This window comes from Klebsiella sp. KE9456 (genome assembly GCF_043832615.1).
Classification (GTDB): Bacteria; Pseudomonadota; Gammaproteobacteria; order Enterobacterales; family Enterobacteriaceae; genus Klebsiella; species Klebsiella indica.
The window spans coordinates 157,359-178,909 of sequence record NZ_JBDYQK010000005.1; the positions used below are offsets into that span (position 1 = coordinate 157,359).

17 protein-coding genes and 1 pseudogene are annotated in these 21,551 nt (G+C 54.0%); 14 read left to right on the top strand and 4 right to left on the bottom strand.

The genetic code is table 11. From position 1 onward, the window contains the following. Positions 1–2: 2 nt before the first annotated feature. The 5 genes from kdpD to potE all read left to right on the top strand — a co-directional run bounded on the left by kdpD (position 3) and on the right by potE (position 7,512). Positions 3–2,687: a two-component system sensor histidine kinase KdpD gene (kdpD, locus tag ABK821_RS07070; protein ID WP_343177903.1), complete on the top strand. Its 2,685-nt coding sequence runs from the start codon at positions 3–5 to the stop codon at positions 2,685–2,687. Next, complete coding sequence (kdpE, locus tag ABK821_RS07075; protein ID WP_138360673.1) at positions 2,684–3,361, top strand: two-component system response regulator KdpE; 678 nt, start codon at positions 2,684–2,686, stop codon at positions 3,359–3,361. Before kdpD ends, kdpE begins: the two co-directional genes overlap by 4 nt. Before the next feature lie 277 nt (positions 3,362–3,638). Further along, entirely contained in the window at positions 3,639–3,743 is a 105-nt protein-coding gene (gene speFL, locus ABK821_RS07080) for a leader peptide SpeFL (RefSeq protein ID WP_155106617.1), read from the top strand. Positions 3,744–3,997: 254 nt separating this feature from the next. Next, positions 3,998–6,196 (top strand): ornithine decarboxylase SpeF, encoded by a 2,199-nt coding sequence (speF, locus tag ABK821_RS07085; protein WP_343177904.1) that lies wholly within the window; start codon positions 3,998–4,000, stop codon positions 6,194–6,196. Further along, the gene (gene potE / locus ABK821_RS07090) at positions 6,193–7,512 is read left to right on the top strand and encodes a putrescine-ornithine antiporter (protein WP_343177906.1); all 1,320 of its coding nucleotides are present in this window, start codon (positions 6,193–6,195) and stop codon (positions 7,510–7,512) included. The genes speF and potE overlap by 4 nt, the downstream gene beginning before the upstream one ends. Before the next feature lie 91 nt (positions 7,513–7,603). Here the strand turns inward: potE and pgm are convergent, their stop codons facing one another. Further along, positions 7,604–9,244, bottom strand: coding sequence for a phosphoglucomutase (alpha-D-glucose-1,6-bisphosphate-dependent) (gene pgm / locus ABK821_RS07095; RefSeq protein WP_343177907.1), 1,641 nt, complete (start codon positions 9,242–9,244; stop codon positions 7,604–7,606). Positions 9,245–9,276: 32 nt separating this feature from the next. Then, positions 9,277–9,825 (bottom strand): replication initiation negative regulator SeqA, encoded by a 549-nt coding sequence (seqA, locus tag ABK821_RS07100; protein ID WP_142501664.1) that lies wholly within the window; start codon positions 9,823–9,825, stop codon positions 9,277–9,279. Positions 9,826–10,009: 184 nt separating this feature from the next. Here seqA and ybfF point away from each other — a divergent pair, with 184 nt between their 5' ends. The 8 genes from ybfF (at position 10,010) to ABK821_RS07140 (ending at position 17,794) form a co-directional block, all read left to right on the top strand. Then, positions 10,010–10,783 carry an esterase gene (ybfF, locus tag ABK821_RS07105; RefSeq protein ID WP_138360676.1) on the top strand — a complete coding sequence of 258 codons (774 nt, stop codon included), beginning with the start codon at positions 10,010–10,012 and terminating at the stop codon, positions 10,781–10,783. 133 nt (positions 10,784–10,916) lie between these two features. Beyond that, positions 10,917–11,210 carry a LexA regulated protein gene (gene ybfE, locus ABK821_RS07110; protein WP_142501665.1) on the top strand — a complete coding sequence of 98 codons (294 nt, stop codon included), beginning with the start codon at positions 10,917–10,919 and terminating at the stop codon, positions 11,208–11,210. 149 nt (positions 11,211–11,359) lie between these two features. Next, positions 11,360–11,890, top strand: coding sequence for a flavodoxin FldA (gene fldA / locus ABK821_RS07115; RefSeq protein ID WP_171034859.1), 531 nt, complete (start codon positions 11,360–11,362; stop codon positions 11,888–11,890). Between the two features lie 426 nt (positions 11,891–12,316). Then, positions 12,317–12,763, top strand: a complete 447-nt coding sequence (gene fur / locus ABK821_RS07120; RefSeq protein ID WP_138360678.1) for a ferric iron uptake transcriptional regulator — start codon at positions 12,317–12,319, stop codon at positions 12,761–12,763. A gap of 126 nt (positions 12,764–12,889) precedes the next feature. Further along, positions 12,890–13,816, top strand: coding sequence for a tricarballylate utilization LysR family transcriptional regulator TcuR (tcuR, locus tag ABK821_RS07125; RefSeq protein ID WP_343177909.1), 927 nt, complete (start codon positions 12,890–12,892; stop codon positions 13,814–13,816). A 97-nt stretch (positions 13,817–13,913) separates the two neighbouring features. Next, positions 13,914–15,317, top strand: coding sequence for an FAD-dependent tricarballylate dehydrogenase TcuA (gene tcuA / locus ABK821_RS07130; RefSeq protein ID WP_138360680.1), 1,404 nt, complete (start codon positions 13,914–13,916; stop codon positions 15,315–15,317). After that, positions 15,304–16,443, top strand: a complete 1,140-nt coding sequence (gene tcuB, locus ABK821_RS07135) for a tricarballylate utilization 4Fe-4S protein TcuB (RefSeq protein ID WP_142501667.1) — start codon at positions 15,304–15,306, stop codon at positions 16,441–16,443. Before tcuA ends, tcuB begins: the two co-directional genes overlap by 14 nt. A gap of 55 nt (positions 16,444–16,498) precedes the next feature. Then, complete coding sequence (locus ABK821_RS07140) at positions 16,499–17,794, top strand: MFS transporter (protein ID WP_142501668.1); 1,296 nt, start codon at positions 16,499–16,501, stop codon at positions 17,792–17,794. A gap of 167 nt (positions 17,795–17,961) precedes the next feature. Here ABK821_RS07140 and chiP read toward each other — a convergent pair whose 3' ends face one another. After that, positions 17,962–19,365, bottom strand: a complete 1,404-nt coding sequence (gene chiP, locus ABK821_RS07145) for a chitoporin (RefSeq protein ID WP_138360683.1) — start codon at positions 19,363–19,365, stop codon at positions 17,962–17,964. A 104-nt stretch (positions 19,366–19,469) separates the two neighbouring features. Here chiP and ABK821_RS07150 point away from each other — a divergent pair. Further along, a pseudogene (locus ABK821_RS07150) lies at positions 19,470–19,571 on the top strand (methionine synthase); the annotation flags it as partial. Between the two features lie 229 nt (positions 19,572–19,800). Here the strand turns inward: ABK821_RS07150 and glnS are convergent. After that, complete coding sequence (glnS, locus tag ABK821_RS07155) at positions 19,801–21,468, bottom strand: glutamine--tRNA ligase (protein ID WP_138360684.1); 1,668 nt, start codon at positions 21,466–21,468, stop codon at positions 19,801–19,803. Positions 21,469–21,551: the final 83 nt, after the last annotated feature.

Consider the following 21,551-nt stretch of genomic DNA (forward strand, 5'->3'; position numbering starts at 1 on the left):
AAATGAGTGATGAGCCGCTGCGCCCGGACCCTGACCACCTTCTGGAACACACCGCCGCACCGCACCGGGGAAAACTGAAAATCTTCTTTGGCGCCTGCGCGGGCGTCGGGAAAACCTGGGCGATGCTGGCGGAAGCGCAGCGGCTGCGCGGTCAGGACCTGGATATTTTGATCGGCGTGGTGGAAACCCACGGGCGTAAAGAGACGGCGGCGATGCTTGACGGGCTCAGCGTCCTTCCCCTGCGCCGCCTTTCCCACCGAGGGCGCTACGTTAAAGAGTTTGATCTGGACGGCGCGCTGGCTCGCCGCCCGGCGCTGATCCTCATCGATGAACTGGCGCATAACAACGCGCCCGGCTCACGTCATCCCAAACGCTGGCAGGACGTAGAGGAACTTCTGGAAGCCGGAATTGATGTCTTTACCACCGTCAACGTCCAGCACCTGGAGAGCCTGAATGATGTGGTCAGCGGCATCACCGGCGTTCAGGTCCGCGAAACCGTCCCCGATCCGTTCTTCGATGCCGCCGACGAAGTGGTGCTGGTGGATCTGCCGCCTGACGATCTGCGGGCGCGCCTGAAAGAAGGCAAGGTTTATATTGCCGGTCAGGCCGAACGCGCCATTGAACATTTCTTTCGTAAAGGTAATCTGATTGCCCTGCGTGAACTGGCGCTGCGCCGCACGGCCGACCGGGTGGACGATCAGATGCGCGCCTGGCGGGGCCATCCTGGCGAAGAGAAAGTATGGCATACCCGCGACGCCATTCTGCTGTGCATCGGACACAACACCGGTAGTGAAAAACTGGTGCGCGCCGCCGCGCGGCTGGCAGCCCGCCTCGGTAGCGTCTGGCACGCGGTGTATGTCGAAACCCCGGCGCTGCATCGTCTGCCAGAAAAGCAGCGACGCGCCATCTTAAGCGCCCTGCGCCTGGCGCAGGAACTGGGGGCCGAGACCGCCACCCTCTCCGATCCTGCGGCAGAAAAAGCGGTTGTGCATTACGCCCGGGAGCATAATCTCGGCAAAATTGTGCTGGGCCGTCCCACAACGCGGCGCTGGTGGCGCAGCGATTCGTTTGCCGATCGGCTGGCGAAACTGGCCCCGGATCTCGATCAGATAGTGGTGGCGATCGATGACCCGCCAGTTCGCCCGCTTAGCAGCTCATCGGACACCCGAACGTTTAAGGATAAGTGGCGGGTACAAATCCAGGGCTGTCTGGTTGCCATCGCTTTATGTGCGCTGACGACGATCATCGCCATACAGTGGATGGTCGCTTTTGATGCCGCTAACCTGGTGATGCTGTACCTGCTGGGCGTGGTGATTATCGCCCTGTTTTTCGGGCGCTGGCCCTCGGTGGTCGCCACCTTTATTAACGTCGCCAGCTTCGATCTCTTTTTTATCGCGCCTCGCGGTACGCTTGCCGTTTCCAATGTGCAATACCTGTTAACTTTCGCCGTGATGCTGACTGTGGGTCTGGTGATTGGTAACCTGACGGCAGGCGTACGCTACCAGGCACGGGTTGCCCGTTATCGCGAACAACGCACACGCCATCTGTACGAGATGTCCAAAGCGCTGGCGGTAGGGCGAAGCAAGCAGGATATCGCCGCCACCAGCGAACGGTTTATCACCTCCACGTTTCAGGCTCGTAGTCAGGTGTTATTGCCGGACGAAAACGGCACGCTAACGCCGCTGACGCACCAGCAGGGCATCACACCCTGGGATGACGCCATCGCCCGATGGAGTTTTGATAAAGGCCTGCCAGCCGGGGCGGGCACCGATACCCTGCCCGGCGTGCCGTATCAAATCCTGCCGTTAAAAAGCGCCGACAAAACGCACGGGCTGGTGGTAGTGGAGCCGGGTAATCTTCGCCAGTTGATGATCCCGGAGCAACAGCGGTTACTGGAAACATTCACCCTGCTGGTCGCCAGCGCGCTGGAGCGCCTGACGCTGACCGCCAGCGAAGAGCTGGCGCGACTCGCCAGCGAGCGCGAGAGCGTTCGCAACGCCCTGCTCGCCGCCCTATCCCATGATCTGCGCACGCCGCTGACGGTGCTGTTTGGTCAGGCGGAAATTTTAACCCTTGATTTAGCAAGTGAAGGATCGCCTCACGCTCGCCAGGCCAGCGAAATTCGCCAGCATGTGCTCAACACTACCCGGCTGGTGAATAACCTGCTGGATATGGCGCGAATCCAGTCCGGCGGCTTTAATCTTAAAAAAGAGTGGCTGACGCTTGAAGAGATCGTTGGCAGCGCTCTGCAAATGCTGGAGCCAGGGCTCTCCCGTCCGGTTAACCTGTCGTTGCCTGAGCCGCTGACGCTGGTGTACGTTGACGGCCCGCTGTTCGAGCGGGTGCTGATTAACCTGCTGGAAAACGCCGTCAAGTACGCCGGTTCACAGGCGGAGATCGGCATTAATGCTCATATTGCAGGCCAGTATCTCCAGCTTGAGGTGTGGGATAATGGTCCCGGCATTCCGGACGGGCAGGAGAAAAGCATCTTCGACAAATTTGCCCGCGGGAATAAAGAGTCGACGGTACCGGGCGTTGGCCTGGGGCTGGCTATTTGCCAGGCAATTGTTGAAGTGCACGGCGGAACGATTTCCGCGCATAATCGTCCGCAAGGCGGAACCTGTTTCCGTGTTACACTCCCGCAGGAAACCGCACCTGAATTTGAAGATTTTCATGAGGATATGTGACCAACGTTCTGATAGTTGAAGATGAACAGGCTATTCGCCGCTTTCTGCGCAGCGCGCTGGAAAGTGACGGGCTGCGCGTGTATGAGGCAGAAACGTTAAATCGCGGCCTGCTGGAAGCTGCCACGCGAAAACCCGATCTCATCATTCTTGATCTTGGCCTGCCTGACGGCGACGGCATCGATTTTATTCGCGATCTGCGGCAGTGGAGCGCAATTCCGTTGATTGTGCTTTCTGCGCGTAGTGAAGAGAGCGACAAAATCGCCGCGCTGGATGCGGGCGCTGACGACTATCTGAGTAAACCCTTCGGCATCGGCGAACTGCAGGCGCGCTTACGCGTGGCGCTGCGACGTCACGCCAGCGGCCCTTCTTCCGAACCCATCGTACAGTTTTCCAGCGTAAAAGTGGATTTAGCCGCACACCTTGTTCGTCGCGATGAAGAGGAGATTCACCTGACGCCGATCGAATTCCGTCTGCTGGCCGTACTGCTCAATAACGCCGGAAAAGTGCTGACTCAGCGCCAACTGTTAAATCAGGTCTGGGGACCGAACGCGGTCGAGCACAGTCACTATTTGCGTATTTATATGGGCCACCTGCGACAGAAGCTGGAGCTGGATCCGGCTCGTCCCCGCCATTTCATTACCGAAACCGGGATTGGCTATCGCTTTATGCCATGAATGGTTATTCATTTTTTTTGATTAAAAATAAATATAATATTTTTTATTATCGACTCTGAATAAATATATTTAACAGAGTGCAGGTCGTCCTTAATAAAATATAAAAACACAAATAATTAACACAAAAACAACAATGCAGTATCTTATCGCTTGTTACAGCCAAAAAACCGGATTAATATTTTATTAATGATCGTTTTTATTGATCATTATCACACAAAAACGGCATCTCACGGATAAAATACCCACACCTTAAACTTATTCAGTAAAGGTAACCAAAATGGAAAATAATAGTCGAACAATGCCCCATATAAGGCGAACAACGCATATTATGATGTTCTCCCACCGTAACAGCTTCGATTTTCATTTCTTTAATGCCCGTTAGTCTTTTGACTAAGGGCACTCCAGCATACAGGTCTTCCTGACTCTCTGTATCGCAGGCTAACGCCTGTATCCAGCGGTGCTCACTCTGCAAATACCTGACATACCTGTGACCGGACAGGCATGGTTTTTTGCATACTAAAAAAAGCAATTACTGATTAATTTATCAGCGGCAGCACTTTGCTTTTTTTCCGGAGCGATCGATTTCTTATTCAAGAAATTGAGGACCTGCTATTACCTGAAATAAAGGAATGAAAAATGTCTGAATTAAAAATCGCCGTCAGCCGTACCTGCCCTGACTGTTTTTCCACGCAGCGAAGTATCGTTAATATTAATGAAAGTAATTATATTGACGTTGCCGCAGTGGTATTGTCTGTCAATGATATTGAATGTGGAAAACTCGATGAGATTGATGCCACAGGCTACGGTATTCCCGTGTTTATCGCGACACAAAATGAAGAGCGCGTTCCGGCCGAATATCTGCCGCGGATCTCGGGCGTATTTGAACATAATGACGCCCGTACGGCTTTCTATGGTCGCCAACTGGAGACCGCTGCCAGCCACTATGAAACGCAACTGCGCCCGCCGTTCTTCCGGGCGCTGGTGGACTACGTAAACCAGGGCAACAGCGCATTTGACTGTCCGGGGCATCAGGGCGGCGAGTTCTTCCGCCGACATCCGGCAGGGAACCAGTTTGTTGAGTACTTTGGCGAAACGCTTTTCCGCTCTGATTTGTGTAATGCCGACGTGGCGATGGGCGATCTGCTTATCCACGAAGGCGCGCCGTGCATCGCCCAGCAACACGCCGCGAAAGTGTTCAACGCCGATAAAACCTACTTTGTGCTGAACGGCACCTCATCGTCAAACAAAGTGGTACTTAACGCGCTGCTGACCCCAGGCGATCTGGTGTTGTTCGATCGTAATAACCACAAATCGAACCACCACGGCGCGCTGTTGCAGGCGGGCGCGACGCCGGTTTATCTGGAAACCGCGCGCAACCCGTACGGCTTCATCGGCGGGATCGACGCCCACTGCTTTGCAGAAAGCTATCTGCGTAAACTGGTCAGCGAAGTGGCGCCGCAACGCGCGCAGGACGCGCGTCCGTTCCGCCTCGCAGTGATCCAGTTAGGCACCTACGATGGCACCATCTACAACGCCCGGCAGGTGGTGGATAAGATTGGTCATCTGTGCGACTACATCCTGTTTGACTCCGCATGGGTCGGCTACGAGCAGTTTATTCCGATGATGGCCGATTGCTCGCCATTGCTGCTGGATCTGAACGAAAACGATCCGGGGATCCTGGTCACGCAGTCGGTTCACAAACAGCAGGCCGGTTTCTCCCAGACCTCGCAGATCCACAAAAAAGACAGCCATATCAAAGGACAGGAGCGCTATGTACCGCATAAGCGTCTAAATAACGCATTCATGATGCACGCCTCCACCAGCCCGTTCTACCCACTGTTCGCCGCTCTGGACATCAATGCCAAAATGCACGAAGGCGTCAGTGGCCGTAACATGTGGATGGACTGCGTAGAGAACGGCATCAACGCGCGTAAGCTGATCCTTGATAACTGCCGTCATATACGTCCGTTTGTGCCCGATCTGATCGATGGCAAACCCTGGCAATCTTACCCCACTGCAGAGATTGCAAACGACCTGCGCTTTTTCCACTTTGTGCCGGGCGAACGCTGGCATGCCTTCGAAGGCTACGCCGAACATCAATACTTTGTTGATCCGTGCAAACTACTGCTCACGACGCCGGGCATCAATGCGCGCAACGGAGAATACGACACCTTTGGCGTTCCGGCGACCATCCTTGCCAACTTCCTGCGTGAAAACGGCGTGGTACCGGAAAAATGCGATCTCAACTCGATCCTGTTCCTGCTGACGCCAGCGGAAGACATGGCGAAATTGCAGCAACTCATCGCCCTGCTGGTGCGCTTTGAGAAACTGCTGGAAGCCGATGCGCCGTTGGCCGAAGTTCTGCCATCAATCTACAAACAGCACGAAACCCGTTACGCCGGTTACACCTTGCGTCAGTTGTGCCAGGAGATGCACGATCTGTACGCACGCCATAACGTCAAACAACTGCAAAAAGAGATGTTCCGTAAATCCCATTTCCCACGCGTCAGCATGAATCCACAGGACGCCAACTACGCCTATCTGCGCGGTGAAGTCGAACTGGTTCGCCTGCCGGAAGCAGAAGGACGGATCGCGGCAGAAGGCGCGCTTCCCTATCCGCCAGGGGTTTTGTGCGTTGTTCCGGGTGAAATCTGGGGCGGGGCGGTGCTGCGTTATTTCAGCGCGCTGGAAGAAGGGATCAACCTGCTGCCGGGCTTCGCGCCTGAACTACAGGGCGTTTACATCGAAGAACAAGACGGATGTAAACAGGTGTGGTGTTACGTCATTAAACCACGCGAAGCACAGAACACCCTGCTGAAAGGGGAAAAATTATGAGCAAAGCTAAAGCCAATAAAATGGGCGTCGTCCAGCTCACTATCCTGACAATGGTCAATATGATGGGCTCCGGGATTATCATGCTGCCCACCAAACTTGCGGAGGTCGGCACCATCTCAATCATCTCGTGGCTGGTGACTGCCGTTGGTTCAATGGCGCTGGCATGGGCTTTCGCCAAATGCGGGATGTTCAGCCGTAAATCCGGCGGCATGGGCGGCTACGCGGAGTATGCCTTTGGTAAGTCCGGCAACTTTATGGCGAACTACACCTATGGCGTTTCGCTGCTGATTGCCAACGTCGCTATCGCCATCTCCGCCGTCGGCTACGGCACCGAGTTATTCGGCACCACGCTGTCACCGGTGCAGATCGGTCTGGCGACCATCGGCGTGCTGTGGCTGTGCACCGTCGCCAACTTCGGCGGCGCGCGCATTACCGGGCAAATCAGCAGTATCACCGTCTGGGGGGTGATTATTCCGGTTGTCGGTCTGTGCATCATCGGCTGGTTCTGGTTTAGCCCGACGCTGTACGCCAGTTCCTGGAACCCGCATCACGTACCGTTCTTCACCGCCGTCGGTTCTTCTATTGCGATGACGCTGTGGGCCTTCCTCGGTCTGGAATCTGCCTGCGCCAACGCCGAAGTGGTGGAAAACCCGGAGCGTAACGTACCGATTGCGGTATTAGGCGGTACGCTGGGCGCGGCGGTGATTTACATCATCTCCACCAACGTGATTGCCGGGATCGTACCGAACATGGATCTGGCCAACTCCACCGCGCCGTTCGGTCTGGCGTTCGCACAGATGTTTACCCCGGAAGTCGGTAAAGTGATCATGGCGTTGATGGTGATGTCCTGCTGCGGTTCGCTGCTGGGCTGGCAGTTCACCATCGCCCAGGTCTTCAAATCCTCGGCGGATGAAGGTTATTTCCCGAAAATCTTCTCTCGCGTAACGAAAGTGGATGCGCCGGTTCAGGGGATGTTGACCATTGTGATTATCCAGAGCGGATTATCGCTGATGACCATCAGCCCATCGCTGAACAGCCAGTTCAACGTGCTGGTTAACCTGGCGGTGGTAACAAACATTATCCCGTACATTCTGTCGATGGCCGCGCTGGTGATCATTCAGAAAGTGGCAAATGTTCCGTCGTCAAAAGCCAAAACGGCGAACTTCGTGGCATTCATCGGCGCGCTGTACAGCTTCTACGCGCTGTATTCCTCCGGTGAAGAAGCGATGCTGTACGGCTCCATCGTGACCTTCCTCGGCTGGACGCTGTATGGACTGGTATCGCCGCGCTTTGAGCTGAAAAACAAACACGGTTAAAAAAAAGCCCGGTAGCGATAACTAACGCTTACCGGGCCCACGATCGTTGTTGTAGGCCGGGCCGCACTACCGCCCGGCACACAAACCGCACTTACGCGTTTTTCAGCACTTCGCTGACAATCTCAACCGCTTCTTTTTCGATCTGCTTGCGGTGTTCCTCACCGAGGAAGCTTTCGCAATAGATCTTATACGCGTCTTCCGTACCAGAAGGTCGCGCGGCAAACCAGCCGTTGTCGGTCATCACCTTCAGGCCGCCAATCGACGCGCCGTTACCCGGCGCCGCCGTCAGGCGCGCGGTGATCGGATCGCCCGCCAGCGTGCTGGCGCTGACCATTTCCGGAGAGAGCTTAGACAGCGCCGCTTTCTGCGCGGAGGTCGCGCTTGCCTGCAAACGGTTATAGCTCGGCGCGCCAAAGCGGGCCGCCAGCTCGTTGTAGTGCTCCTGCGGGTTTTTCCCGGTGACGGCCGTGATTTCCGCCGCCAGCAGGCACATGATGATGCCGTCTTTATCGGTAGACCACGGCGTGCCGTCGAAACGCAGGAAAGAAGCCCCGGCGCTCTCTTCGCCGCCGAAGCCGAAGCTGCCGTCGAACAGACCGTCGACGAACCATTTAAAGCCGACCGGCACTTCCACCAGTTTACGCCCCAAATCGTTCACTACGCGGTCGATCATCGCGGAAGAGACCAGCGTTTTACCGACCGCCACCTCTTTGCCCCACTGCGGGCGGTGCCGGAACAGATAGTTGATCGCGACCGCCAGATAGTGGTTCGGGTTCATCAGCCCAGCCGGAGTCACGATGCCGTGGCGGTCATAGTCCGGGTCGTTGGCGAACGCCAGATCGAACTTATCACGCAGCGCCAGCAGACCCGCCATCGCGCACTCGGAGGAACAGTCCATACGGATTGCGCCGTCTTTGTCGAGATGCATAAAGCGGAACGTCTGATCAACGTGATCGTTAACGATAGTCAGGTTCAGGTTGTAGTGCTTAGCAATACGCTTCCAGTATTCGATACCGGAACCGCCCAGCGGATCAACGCCCAGCGTCAGGCCCGCTTTCTGAATCGCCGCCATATCGACGATATCCGCCAGCCCTTCGATAAACGGCTGCACCAGATCCTGCTCTTTCACATGTCCGGAGGCCAGTGCGGCATCCAGGGAAATGCGCTTCACGCCCTGCAAACCTGCAGCAAGCAGTTCGTTGGCCCGGTTTTCTACCACTTTAGTGACGTTGGTATCTGCCGGGCCGCCATTTGGCGGATTGTATTTGATACCGCCGTCTTCCGGCGGGTTATGAGAGGGAGTAATGACAATCCCGTCAGCCTGTGGCCCGCCGTTTTCATTATGCACCAGAATCGCATTCGAAATCGCTGGTGTCGGAGTAAAACCGTTGTTTTCCTGCACGATGACATCAACACCGTTTGCCGCCAGCACTTCTAGTACGGAAATGAAAGCCGGTTCGGATAATGCGTGGGTGTCCTTCCCGACGTAGCATGGGCCGGTGATCCCGTTCTTCGCGCGGTCTTCGGCAATTGCCTGCGCAATCGCCAGAATATGCTGCTCGTTGAAGTTGTGGCGCGCCGCGCTGCCGCGGTGACCGGAGGTACCAAACTTCACTGCATGTTCCGCGTTGCCTACATCCGGCTTCAGCACATAGTACTGGGCAGTCAGTTGGGCGACGTTAATCAAATCACTCTGTTGCGCAGGTTGACCTGCGCGCTTATCGATTGCCATTGCCTGATCCTTCTGGTGCAAAAGTTAAACAACTAGATCGTACCGCAAACCTTTTCGATCAATTCCGCGGGGAACTGCATTGATTGCATGATATGTTCGATCATGCTGCATTTGCGACCGGTATTGGTATTTGTAATCACCCACCATGGCGTACCCGGAACCTGCTTAGGTTTCGTCTGATTACCGTTTTTCTGTAGCGTCTTCTCATCTTCCGCAAAATAGACGCGGGTACGCCCGTGCAAAGACTCGGTGGCCTCCGCAAACCCTTTGCTGTCTAAAGAATAGAGGGTGGTCAGAATCAGCATGAAACGGTTTACCGCACGCTTTTGTTCAGCGTACTCATCAGACAACAGCAGTTCGCGCATCGCGCGGACTTTATCTTTCAGAGGATTAACGGGTTTCACTTCAACGACAGGCGCTGGCGCGGGAGCCGGAGTAGCTTTCGCTACCGGTGCAGCGGACTGAGGAACGGCGGAAAACTTCAACATGCGCCGTAAAATGTCGGATGCGCTCTCGCCAATATGCTTGGTGTGGCTGGCAATATAGCTATAGAGTTCATCATCAACTTCGATTGTTTTCATCTTAATCCAGTGCGATATCTTTTTCTGAATACAAGTTGTCGGGATTATAGGGGCAAATCCCAACCGCGGATAGCGTCAAACCAGGATGGCGGCAAAACTCGGAAATCTTCCGGTTCTTGCAGCCGAATGGCAGAATGTCCAACATAATACCCTAACCCGACGGAGCGAAAAAAAGAACTTTGCCATGAAATTAAATAGCCGAATACAATCTGCACAGAATCCGCATAATCATCCCCCTGTCGTCCTGGTCCACGGCCTTTTTGGCAGCCTGGATAACCTTGGGATCCTCGCCCGCGATCTGGTCGCCGATCACGATATTTTGCAGGTTGATATGCGAAACCACGGCCTTTCGCCGCGCGCGCCGGAAATGACCTATGCCGCGATGGCGCAGGATCTGCTGGATACCCTCAATGAATGTCAGATAGAAAAAGCGGTCTTTATTGGCCATTCTATGGGCGGCAAGGCGGTCATGGCGCTAAGCGCGCTGGCTCCTGAACGCATTGCAGGTCTGGTGATCATTGATATCGCCCCCGTGAATTATCACGTCCGCCGTCATGATGAAATCTTCGCCGCCATCAATGCCGTAACCGATGCCGGCGCGAGTACTCGCCAACAGGCAGCAGTGATTATGCGCGAGCACCTTCACGAAGAAGGGGTGATTCAGTTTCTGCTGAAGTCTTTTGTCGATAGCCAGTGGCGTTTTAACGTACCGGCTCTGTGGGAGCAGTATGACAATATCGTCGGCTGGCAAACTATCCCGGCCTGGCCTCACCCGGCGCTGTTTATCCCCGGTGGCAACTCCCCTTACGTGACCGATGCTTACCGCGATGCCCTGCTGGCGCAATTTCCCCAGGCCCGGGCGCACGTCATTGCCGGTGCCGGGCATTGGGTGCATGCCGAAAAGCCGGAGGCCGTGATACGGGCAATTCGCCGATATTTGCTCACCCTCGGCGCATAACTGGCTAAAATCTGCCCGACCGCGCGGCAGAATGTCTGCGGTCGTTGGCGCATCGCATTGCCTGATGTATGATGGCGCGCTATCTGCGTCGGCTATACCCGACAGCTTGTTTCCCCCGAAGTCACTCTGAATCATGGCAAAAGAACAAACGGACCGTACGACATTAGATTTGTTCGCAACTGAGCGTCGGCCGGGTAGACCGAAAACCAATCCGCTTTCACGCGATGAACAACTGCGCATCAATAAACGCAATCAGCTTAAACGCGATAAAGTTCGCGGATTGAAGCGCGTTGAGTTAAAACTGAATGCCGATATCGTCGATGAGCTGAATGAGCTGGCCGAAGCCCGTCGTATGACCCGCAGCGATCTGATAGAAGAGATACTGATGAACCAACTGGCGGCCATGCGCAGCCACGATAACGCCTGAAACCTTCAAAAAATAACCTTTCATGTAGCAGAGTGTGCAGTTGGGCGCGATTGCTGTTTCCGCGCCCTTCTCAGTTCTGCTATGATTGCCCTTATCTGCAGGCATTAAGCCATTACCACATCATTAAGTTTCAAGAGGTTATTTTACTCATGGCTATCATCGGCATCTTTTTTGGCAGCGACACCGGCAACACCGAAAATATTGCAAAAATGATTCAAAAGCAGCTTGGTAAAGATGTTGCTGAAGTCCACGACATTGCCAAAAGCAGCAAAGAAGATCTGGAAGGCCACGACATTCTGCTGCTCGGCATCCCGACCTGGTATTACGGTGAAGCCCAATGCGACTGGGATGATTTTTTCCCTACGCTGGAAGAGATAGATTTCAATGGCAAGCTGGTCGCGCTCTTTGGCTGCGGCGATCAGGAAGACTACGCAGAATATTTTTGTGACGCGCTGGGGACTATCCGCGATATCATTGAGCCTCGCGGCGCGACTATCGTGGGTCACTGGCCGACAGCTGGCTACCATTTTGAAGCGTCTAAAGGCCTGGTCGATGATGACCACTTCGTCGGCCTGGCTATCGACGAAGACCGTCAGCCGGAACTGACTAATGAACGTGTCGACAAATGGGTAAAACAGATTTCTGAAGAACTGCATCTTGAAGAAATCAAGAATGCCTGAGTCTGTACCCGTCATACGGTCTGTTGCATCTGCGTTGACAATACTCGCTCATCCCCGGGCCTTGCCCTGCGAGGCCAGCGCAAGCGCTGTTCAAAACGGTTAACCGTTTTGTCCTGCAACTTGAATTAGTGAGGGGATAAACAACATAATCGACAGATTTTTTTGCATTAATAGACAAAAGCAATCAAAGATATAGCTACAAGTTTTTAACTTTTAATCACATATCTGTACAATGTCCTCTGATTTAACGAGGTCACGTAAAGTGCTTTTGCAGCGAATGCCTCGTTTTTGACAGTATACAAGGCCCGATGCTTGCGGTTTTCATTTCGCCATGGCAGTTCTATAATGATACGCATTACATCGGGTTATTCTCTGTATTACTTCCGCTCATGGAAGTAGATCGTTTAGCAACAGGACAGATTCCGCATGACTGACAACAATACCGCATTAAAGAAAGCTGGCCTGAAAGTGACCCTTCCGAGATTAAAAATCCTGGAAGTCCTGCAGGAACCGGATAACCATCATGTCAGCGCGGAAGACTTATATAAACGCCTGATTGATATGGGGGAAGAAATTGGTCTGGCAACCGTTTATCGCGTACTGAACCAGTTTGACGATGCTGGCATCGTTACCCGCCATAATTTCGAAGGCGGTAAATCCGTTTTTGAACTGACGCAGCAACATCACCACGATCACCTGATTTGCCTCGATTGCGGCAAAGTGATCGAATTTAGTGATGATTCCATTGAAGCGCGCCAGCGTGAAATTGCCGCCAAACACGGTATTCGTCTGACTAACCACAGCCTGTACCTGTACGGCCACTGTGCGGAAGGCGATTGCCGCGAAGATGAGCACGCTCACGACACCAAGTAATATGTCGCACTGAAAAGCCAGCCGCATCAGGCTGGCTTTTTTATCTGTTGAACTCGCCCACGCGCTCCCCGCCATCCCTGTGCTAATCTCATGTAAGTTCTGTCTGACCTCTTCCGGAGAATCGAAATGGAGCTTCGCCAGCTACGCTACTTTGTCCGTATTGTGGAAACCGGGAGTATGGGCAGTGCGGCGCTCGATCTTAATATCGGCGTCTCGGCACTCAGCCAGCAGATGACGCGGCTGGAAAACGAACTTGCCATTCGCCTGTTGCAACGCACTTCTCGCGGCGTAACGCCCACCAGTGCCGGACTGGCCTTTTATTCCCAGGCTCAGCTGGCGCTGCGTCATGCTGACGATGCTATTCTCGCCGCGCGGGAAGCGCGTCTCTCAGGACACGTCAGCGTCGGCATGGCCCCCAGCACCGCCTCTGTCCTCGGCATACCTTTTATCCATGCGATGCGGGAAAACTATGCGGATGTGCGTCTGCATCTGGTGGAAAGCCTTTCCGGTAATCTGGAACGGATGATCAATACCCGGCAGATTGATTTAGCCGTGGTGTTCCAGAAAGAGAAAATGCTGCGCTGGAGCGCCAGGCCGATTCTTGAAGAGCGACTGTTTCTGATTGGCGCACACGCTCTGCTGGCTGAAATTTCTGATGAGATCATCACCCCAGCAGAGTTGACCAGTATTCCCCTGATTATGCCCAGTCCCGGTCATGGTCTGCGTGGCAGACTGGAAGCAATTTGTCAGGAAAATGCGTTTCAGGTTGAAATTACAGCAGAAATTGACGGCCTGACCTTGTTGATGCACGCCGTTCGTAGTGGGCTCGGCGCCACGCTACAGCCAGGCGCCGCAATTTCTCATCTTGATAAAGAGGCGCTCAGAGTGATCGGCATCCACAATCCGATACTGAGTCGCCCCAACTTTTTGGTCAGCCTTTCTGATGATGAGCTTACCCCTGCGGGCCTCGCCGCCCGCGTCGTGCTGACGAAGGTCATGCGTCACCTGGTAGATACAGGCGGTTGGCCTGGAGCAACACTTTACGCTAACTAAAGAACTCTTTAGCAGAGCCTCATAGCGCCCACACAACTTATACGTATACATTTTAATTACAAATTTAACAATCAGTTAAATAGTAATGGAGTATACGATGATTGATGTCCTGGTGATTGGCGGAGGCAACGCCGCATTATGTGCCGCCTTGACCGCCCGTGAGAGCGGAGCCTCCGTGCTGCTGCTTGAAGCGGCCCCCCGGGAGTGGCGCGGCGGAAATTCGCAACACACCCGCAACTTACGCTGCATGCACGATGCGCCGCAGGATGTGCTGGTCGAGAGCTATCCCGAAGAGGAGTTCTGGCAGGATCTCCGCCGCGTTACCGAAGGGAATACCGACGAAGCGCTGGCGCGACTGGTGATCCGTACCTCTTCACAATGTCGCGACTGGATGCGCCAGCACGGCGTTAACTTTCAGCCCCCTCTTTCCGGCGCGCTACATGTAGCACGTACCAATGCCTTCTTTATGGGCGGCGGGAAAGCTCTCGTCAATGCCTATTATCGCAGTGCAGAAAAGCTGGGGGTGCAAATTCGCTACAACATGCCAGTGCAGGCGCTTGAACTGCATAACGGCGAGTTCGTGGCGGCACTGGCGGGAGAGGAACGCATTGAAGCTAAAGCCTGTGTCCTCGCCGCCGGAGGATTTGAATCTAACCGCGAATGGCTGCGGGAAGCGTGGGGTGAAAACGAACGCGGCGAGTGGCCAGCGGATAATTTTCTCATTCGCGGCACCCGCTTTAACCAGGGCGTCCTGCTCAAATTTATGATGGATGCCGGGGCGGACATTATCGGCGATCCCTCCCAGTCACATTGCGTGGCGATCGATGCCAGAGCGCCGCTGTATGACGGCGGGATTTGTACCCGCGTGGACTGCGTATCGCTGGGCGTGGTGGTCAACCGTGACGCTGAGCGTTTTTATGATGAAGGGGAAGATTTCTGGCCAAAACGTTACGCCATCTGGGGGCGTCTGGTCGCCCACCAGCCGGGGCAAATTGGCTATTCCATTATCGACAGCAAAGCGATCGGCCACTTTATGCCGCCGGTCTTCCCCGGCGCGCAGGCCAATACGCTGGCGGAACTGGCGCGCCAGTTAGGGCTGGATGGCGAACGCTTAACCCACACCGTAACGCAATACAATAAAGCCTGCCAGCCCGGGCAATTCGACCATACCACGCTGGATAACTGCGCAACGAAGGCGCTGACGCCGCCAAAAACCCACTGGGCACGACCGCTCGACACGCCGCCTTACTATGGCTATGCCTTGCGACCAGGCATCACCTTCACCTATCTGGGACTGAAAGTGAACGCACGCGCCGCAGTGCACTTTGCCGGACAACCGAGCCGTAATCTGTTTGTCGCCGGCGAAATGATGGCGGGCAACGTGCTGGGCAAAGGCTATACCGCTGGCGTCGGCATGTCCATCGGCACCACCTTTGGTCGTATCGCCGGAAAAGAGGCCGCTCTGGCAGCACAGAAGGAGGCGCGTCATGAAGCAGCTTGAGAAGTTGATCATCGAAGCACACATTCTCACTGAGCCGGAAGCTGAAGTCGGGCGAGTGATGCAGGTGTGTAACGCCTGCCGCTACTGCGAAGGTTTTTGCGCTGTGTTCCCGGCGATGACCCAGCGCCTGGAATTCGGTAAAGCCGATATTAACTATCTGGCGAACCTGTGCCATAACTGCGGCGCTTGTCTGCACGCGTGTCAGTATGCGCCGCCTCATGAATTTGCGATTAACGTGCCGAAAGCGATGGCGGAAGTACGGCTTGAAACCTGGCAGCATTACGCCCTGCCCGCCGCCTTCAGCGCCTTGTACCGTCGGGCGGGCATAACCGTGGCGCTGGCGTTAGTTTTTGGTCTGAGCCTCTTTCTGCTCCTCGCGATAGGGTTGAAAGGCTCGCTATTTCACCCGCCGCTGGCCGGTGATTTTTACCAGATTTTCCCGCATAACCTGCTGGCGTGGATGTTTGGTTCCGTTTTTATTCTGGCGATCGGTTTACTGATGGCGGGCGTAATTCGCTTCTGGCGCGAGATCTCTCCCGGCACGCCGCGTTCCGCTGAAATTGCTGAAGCCTCGCGTAATGCCCTGACGCTGAAATATCTCGACGGCGGTCACGGCAAGGGCTGCAACGAAGCGGATGACGCTTTTACTCTGATGCGCCGTCGTTTCCACCACTTCACTTTTTACGGCTTTATGCTCTGTTTCGCCGCAACGGTAGTGGCGACAGGCTACCACTACTTCGCTGGCCTGGAGGCCCCTTATCCGTTCTTTAGCGCGCCGGTGATCCTCGGCACACTCGGTGGAACTGGTCTGGTCATTGGCCCGGCGGGATTGTTGTGGCTGAATCTCAGGCGCTCACCGCTGCATGGCGACGCGCGGCAAAAGCCGCTGGATCGCGGTTTTATTTTATTGCTACTGCTGACCAGCCTGACGGGCTTAGCACTTCTGGCGGGCAGAGATAGCGCGTGGATGGGCATTTTGCTGGCCATCCATCTTGGGGTGGTCATGGCGTTGTTTTTGACTATTCCTTACGGAAAATTTGCCCATGGATTTTACCGCTGCGCTTCCTTACTCAAGTGGGCGATTGAGAAACGGCGCGGAAAACCGGCGGGGGTCGCAGGCGACTAACCCACACACTCTTACCTCTATAAGAACAAAAGAAAGACAATGGAGAGCAAACCCAATGACTCAACAACTATCGCGCGCCAGCACGTTTGGCGCAATACTCCGGGTGACCAGCGGTAACTTCCTCGAACAGTTCGACTTTTTTCTGTTCGGGTTTTACGCCACCTATATCGCGAAGACATTCTTCCCGGCGGAAAGTGAGTTCGCTTCATTAATGCTGACCTTTGCCGTTTTCGGCTCTGGCTTTTTAATGCGCCCTGTCGGGGCGATTGTGCTGGGTGCCTACATTGACAGAATCGGTCGCCGTAAAGGGCTGATGGTTACCCTGGCGATTATGGGCTGCGGTACGCTGCTGATTGCCCTGGTTCCTGGTTATCACAGTATCGGTCTGCTAGCACCTGTACTGGTATTACTGGGGCGATTATTGCAGGGATTCTCTGCTGGCGTAGAGTTAGGCGGCGTTTCCGTCTATCTTTCTGAAATCGCCACGCCGGGAAATAAAGGCTTCTATACCAGTTGGCAATCCGCCAGCCAGCAGGTCGCGATTGTTGTCGCGGCGCTGATGGGTTACGGCCTGAACGCCATGCTCGACCACGAGCAGATTTCCACATGGGGCTGGCGTATCCCGTTCTTTATCGGTTGCATGATTATTCCGCTGATTTTTGTTCTGCGCCGTTCTCTTCAGGAGACCGAAGAATTTTTACAACGTAAGCACCGCCCCGACACCAGGGAAATTTTTACCACTATCGTCAAAAACTGGCGTCTCATCACCGCCGGCACGCTACTGGTGGCGATGACTACCACCACCTTTTACTTTATCACTGTCTATACCCCGACCTATGGCAGAGCGGTACTAAACCTGAGCGCGCGGGACAGCCTGATTGTCACCATGCTGGTGGGCATTTCTAACTTTATCTGGTTACCGATTGGCGGCGCGATTTCCGACAGGATTGGCCGTCGACCGGTGCTGATGGGGATTACTCTGCTCGCGTTGATCACCACCTGGCCGGTGATGCACTGGCTGACCGCCGCGCCGGATTTCACCCGGATGACGCTGGTGCTGCTCTGGTTTTCGTTCTTCTTTGGAATGTACAACGGCGCAATGGTGGCGGCGCTCACCGAAGTGATGCCGGTGTATGTGCGAACCGTCGGTTTTTCCCTGGCCTTCAGTCTCGCAACCGCAATTTTTGGCGGCCTGACGCCCGCGATATCCACTGCGCTGGTCCAGTGGACCGGAGATAAAAGCGCCCCCGGATGGTGGCTAATGTGTGCGGCGCTCTGTGGACTCGCCGCCACCGCAATGCTGTTTGTCCGTTTAAGCCGTGGTTATCAACCGGTGGAGAATAAGCTCTGAAGTACAAACGGGCGGAGAATGCTCTCCGCCCGTTTGTTTCCGGTCCGTGTCATCTGAATCCAGCATGCGTACACTTTTCTGGTCTACAGACTACTCGCGCTGTTTTTCTTTTTTCCGCTCGTTTTTCTCAACGAGTACGACAGGTGGTCAACCTGTCGTTATCGGCATCAGAAGATAGTGAATGGAGCGATAACCATGAACTTCACGTCGCGCTCATCCTGGAAGATATTGCCATAACCACCGCTCCAGCTTGGGATATCGGAGTGGTTGTCGTATTGCGTAAAGTGGAGTTTAAACAGCGTGCCCTTCGCGCGCCCTTCCTGCACAGTGTACATTGCATCCAGACTATACGCCGACTCTTTCAGACGTTTATCCGGGTTGTAATACGCGTCAGGCGAGGACATTTTCCCAGGTTTAGCATCCCATGCGTAAACGTAGGATGCGCCGAAGGCCCAGCCCGGCATGTTCCAGTTCTTCATGTCATACATCGCCCCGAAGAACAACGCTTTTTCCCCGTTGGCGTTAAAGTCGGAACGGTTATCCCACCAGATATCCAGACGCCCGTTAGAAGAGGCGTAGGTTGGCGTCATACGCTGCAGGAAATAGCCCTGCTGACCGTCAGCTTTTACCCAGGTTCCTTCCAGCCGCAGGTCCAGAACATCAGCAACCTTATAACCAAAGGTTAATGCCTGCAGCCAGGCAGTACCATCATAGATATCATTTGCCCCACTGTTGCTGACCTTATCGCGAGCGCCGTAGAACTGGTAGCTGGTGGTTAACGGTGTCCCTGCGACGTCAAATTTATAACTGGCTTTAGCAAAGTACTGATCAATATATCCCTGTGCCTGACCAAACGCCGCTTCCAGTACGAGGTCATTTTTAAAATCGTATTTAGCGCCAAGGGAGTGGAGATAATCCACTTTGGTTTTCTTGTCATTCTGGTAAAACTTATCCATTTCGATGTGCCAGGGCGCTTTATATTCGTTAGTCCACATCCAGGAGAAGCTCAGCGCCCCCTCATCGCCGTAATCAAAGTTAGCGCCCGCTTCTGCCCCCTGATAAGTGCCAGGCATAAAGCTCCAGTGCGGAGCCAGCAGGGTTTGCCCGGTTGGCTGAATATAGCCAGCGCGCGCCCACGCCGGACCGAACTTAAATTTTGCAGCTGCTTTATACAAGCTTATCCCGCTCTTATCGCCGGAATAGTCTTCATCGTAGGTTTTATTACGCGAAGAGAAAGCGATTTCGTTCGGGTGACCGCTGCCGTTACTTTCGTTCATTTCAATGGCGGTAAATGCGGCGACATCAATACCAAACATGTCGGCGGCATAACCGGACTGGAAATCCAGATTAGCGTTCCAGGTTGCATGGGAAAGGTTGGTTTTATACTTATCGCCGTCGGTCACATCTTTACGGTCACGCTCGCGCTGCCAGTAATAGATACCGCCGGTTAAGGTGGAGTCGTCAATAAATCCTTCAGCTTTTGCATCCGGCGCCATTGCAAAACCTGACAGCGCTGTTACACCGGCAATAGCCAGCGCCAGCGTACTACGTTTGCCACTAAACGTACGCATATACATATCCTCTTTGACGTTTTAAATGCGCGATGGCCCAGGGCAACGCGCGAAAAATAAATAAGTTCACAAAAAAGCGGTGTGCGAAAAATTGCACAATCACTATGCATAGACTATTTTTCGCGACGCGAATTATCAATCTCTTTCAGAGACCAAAGATAAAGATTATGACAAAGCGCACATATTTTGTGTCTTTATGTTTCAATCAAAGATGTCGTGTCGAAAGGGTATAAGCGCTTACAAAAACAGAAAAAATCAATAGAAACGACGGATGGGTACTTTTTTATGCGGGCAAACAGGACACCTTAAAAAGGTATCTTATTACAGTATGCAATCAGGTTAATTTTCATCACGAAAATATCAGAAAGGCATCTCGGATCACGAAATAAAAAAAACGCCGCAATGCGCGGCGCTCTCAATCATGGCAGGGATCGCTTATACGCCGACTTTCGCCCACGTATCGCGTAGCCCGACGGTACGGTTAAACACCAGATGGGTCGGGGTTGCAAGGTGGCTATCAAGGCAAAAGTATCCTTCGCGTTCAAACTGGAAGGCCTTACCCGCAACCGCGTCCTTCAGCGAGGGTTCCGCAAAGCCCTGCGTGATCACCAACGACTCAGGATTCATCGCCGACAGGAAGTCTTCCGCCGCTCCCGGATTCGGCACACTGAACAGACGATCGTACAGGCGGATTTCCACCGGCAGCGCGTGCGCCGCGCTTACCCAGTGAATAACGCCTTTAACTTTACGCCCATCGGCCGGATCTTTGCTCAGGGTATCCGCATCGTAGGTGCAGAAGATTGTGGTGATATTGCCTTCGGCATCTTTCTCTACACGCTCTGCTTTGATCACGTAAGCGTTGCGCAGACGAACTTCTTTCCCCAGTACCAGACGCTTGTACTGTTTGTTCGCTTCTTCACGGAAGTCGGCGCGGTCGATCCAGATTTCGCCGCTGAACGGTACTTCGCGGCTGCCCATCTCCGGTTTGTTCGGATGATTCGGCATGGTCACGCTTTCGCTGCCGCCCTGCGGATAGTTTTCGATAACCAGCTTAACCGGGTCAATAACGGCCATCGCGCGCGGGGCGTTCTCGTTCAAATCCTCACGAATACAGGATTCCAGCGCAGCAATTTCGATAATGTTATCCTGCTTGGTCACACCGATACGTTTACAAAATTCACGGATAGATTCCGCCGTATAGCCACGGCGACGCAGGCCGGAGATGGTCGGCATACGTGGATCATCCCAGCCCTCAACGTGTTTCTCGGTTACCAGTTGGTTCAGCTTACGCTTGGACATCACGGTATATTCGAGATTAAGACGCGAGAATTCGTACTGACGCGGGTGTACGGGGATACTGATGTTATCCAGCACCCAATCATACAGGCGGCGGTTATCCTGGAATTCCAGAGTACACAGAGAGTGGGTAATCCCTTCCAGCGCATCGCTGATGCAGTGGGTAAAGTCGTACATCGGGTAGATGCACCACTTGTTCCCGGTCTGATGGTGTTCAGCAAACTTAATACGATATAGCACCGGGTCACGCATGACGATAAACGGCGAGGCCATATCGATTTTTGCTCGCAGACAGGCTTTACCTTCGGCAAAACCGCCACTACGCATTTTTTCAAACAGGGCCAGGTTTTCATCCACGCTGCGATCGCGGTACGGACTATTTTTACCCGGTTCTTTCAGGGTGCCGCGATATTCCCGGATCTCTTCCGCCGACAGCTCATCCACGTAAGCAAGACCCTTATTAATCAGCTCAACCGCATATTGATGCAGTTGATCGAAATAATCAGATGAGTAGCAAATGTCCCCGGACCAGTGAAAACCTAACCACTGCACGTCGTTTTTAATCGACTCAACGTATTCGATATCTTCCTTCACCGGGTTGGTGTCGTCGAAACGCAGATTACATTGGCCGTGGTAATCCTGAGCGATGCCAAAGTTCAGGCAAATAGACTTCGCATGGCCAATGTGCAGATAACCGTTCGGTTCCGGTGGAAAACGGGTATGAACGGTGGTGTGCTTACCAGTAGCCAGATCTTCATCAATGATCTGGCGAATAAAGTTAGTCGGGCGGGCTTCTGCCTCACTCATCGTGGGTTCCTCAAAGCGTAAACAACGTATAACGGCACATGATCTTACAAGCAGGGCGTGGAGACAACTATTAGTTACGTAAA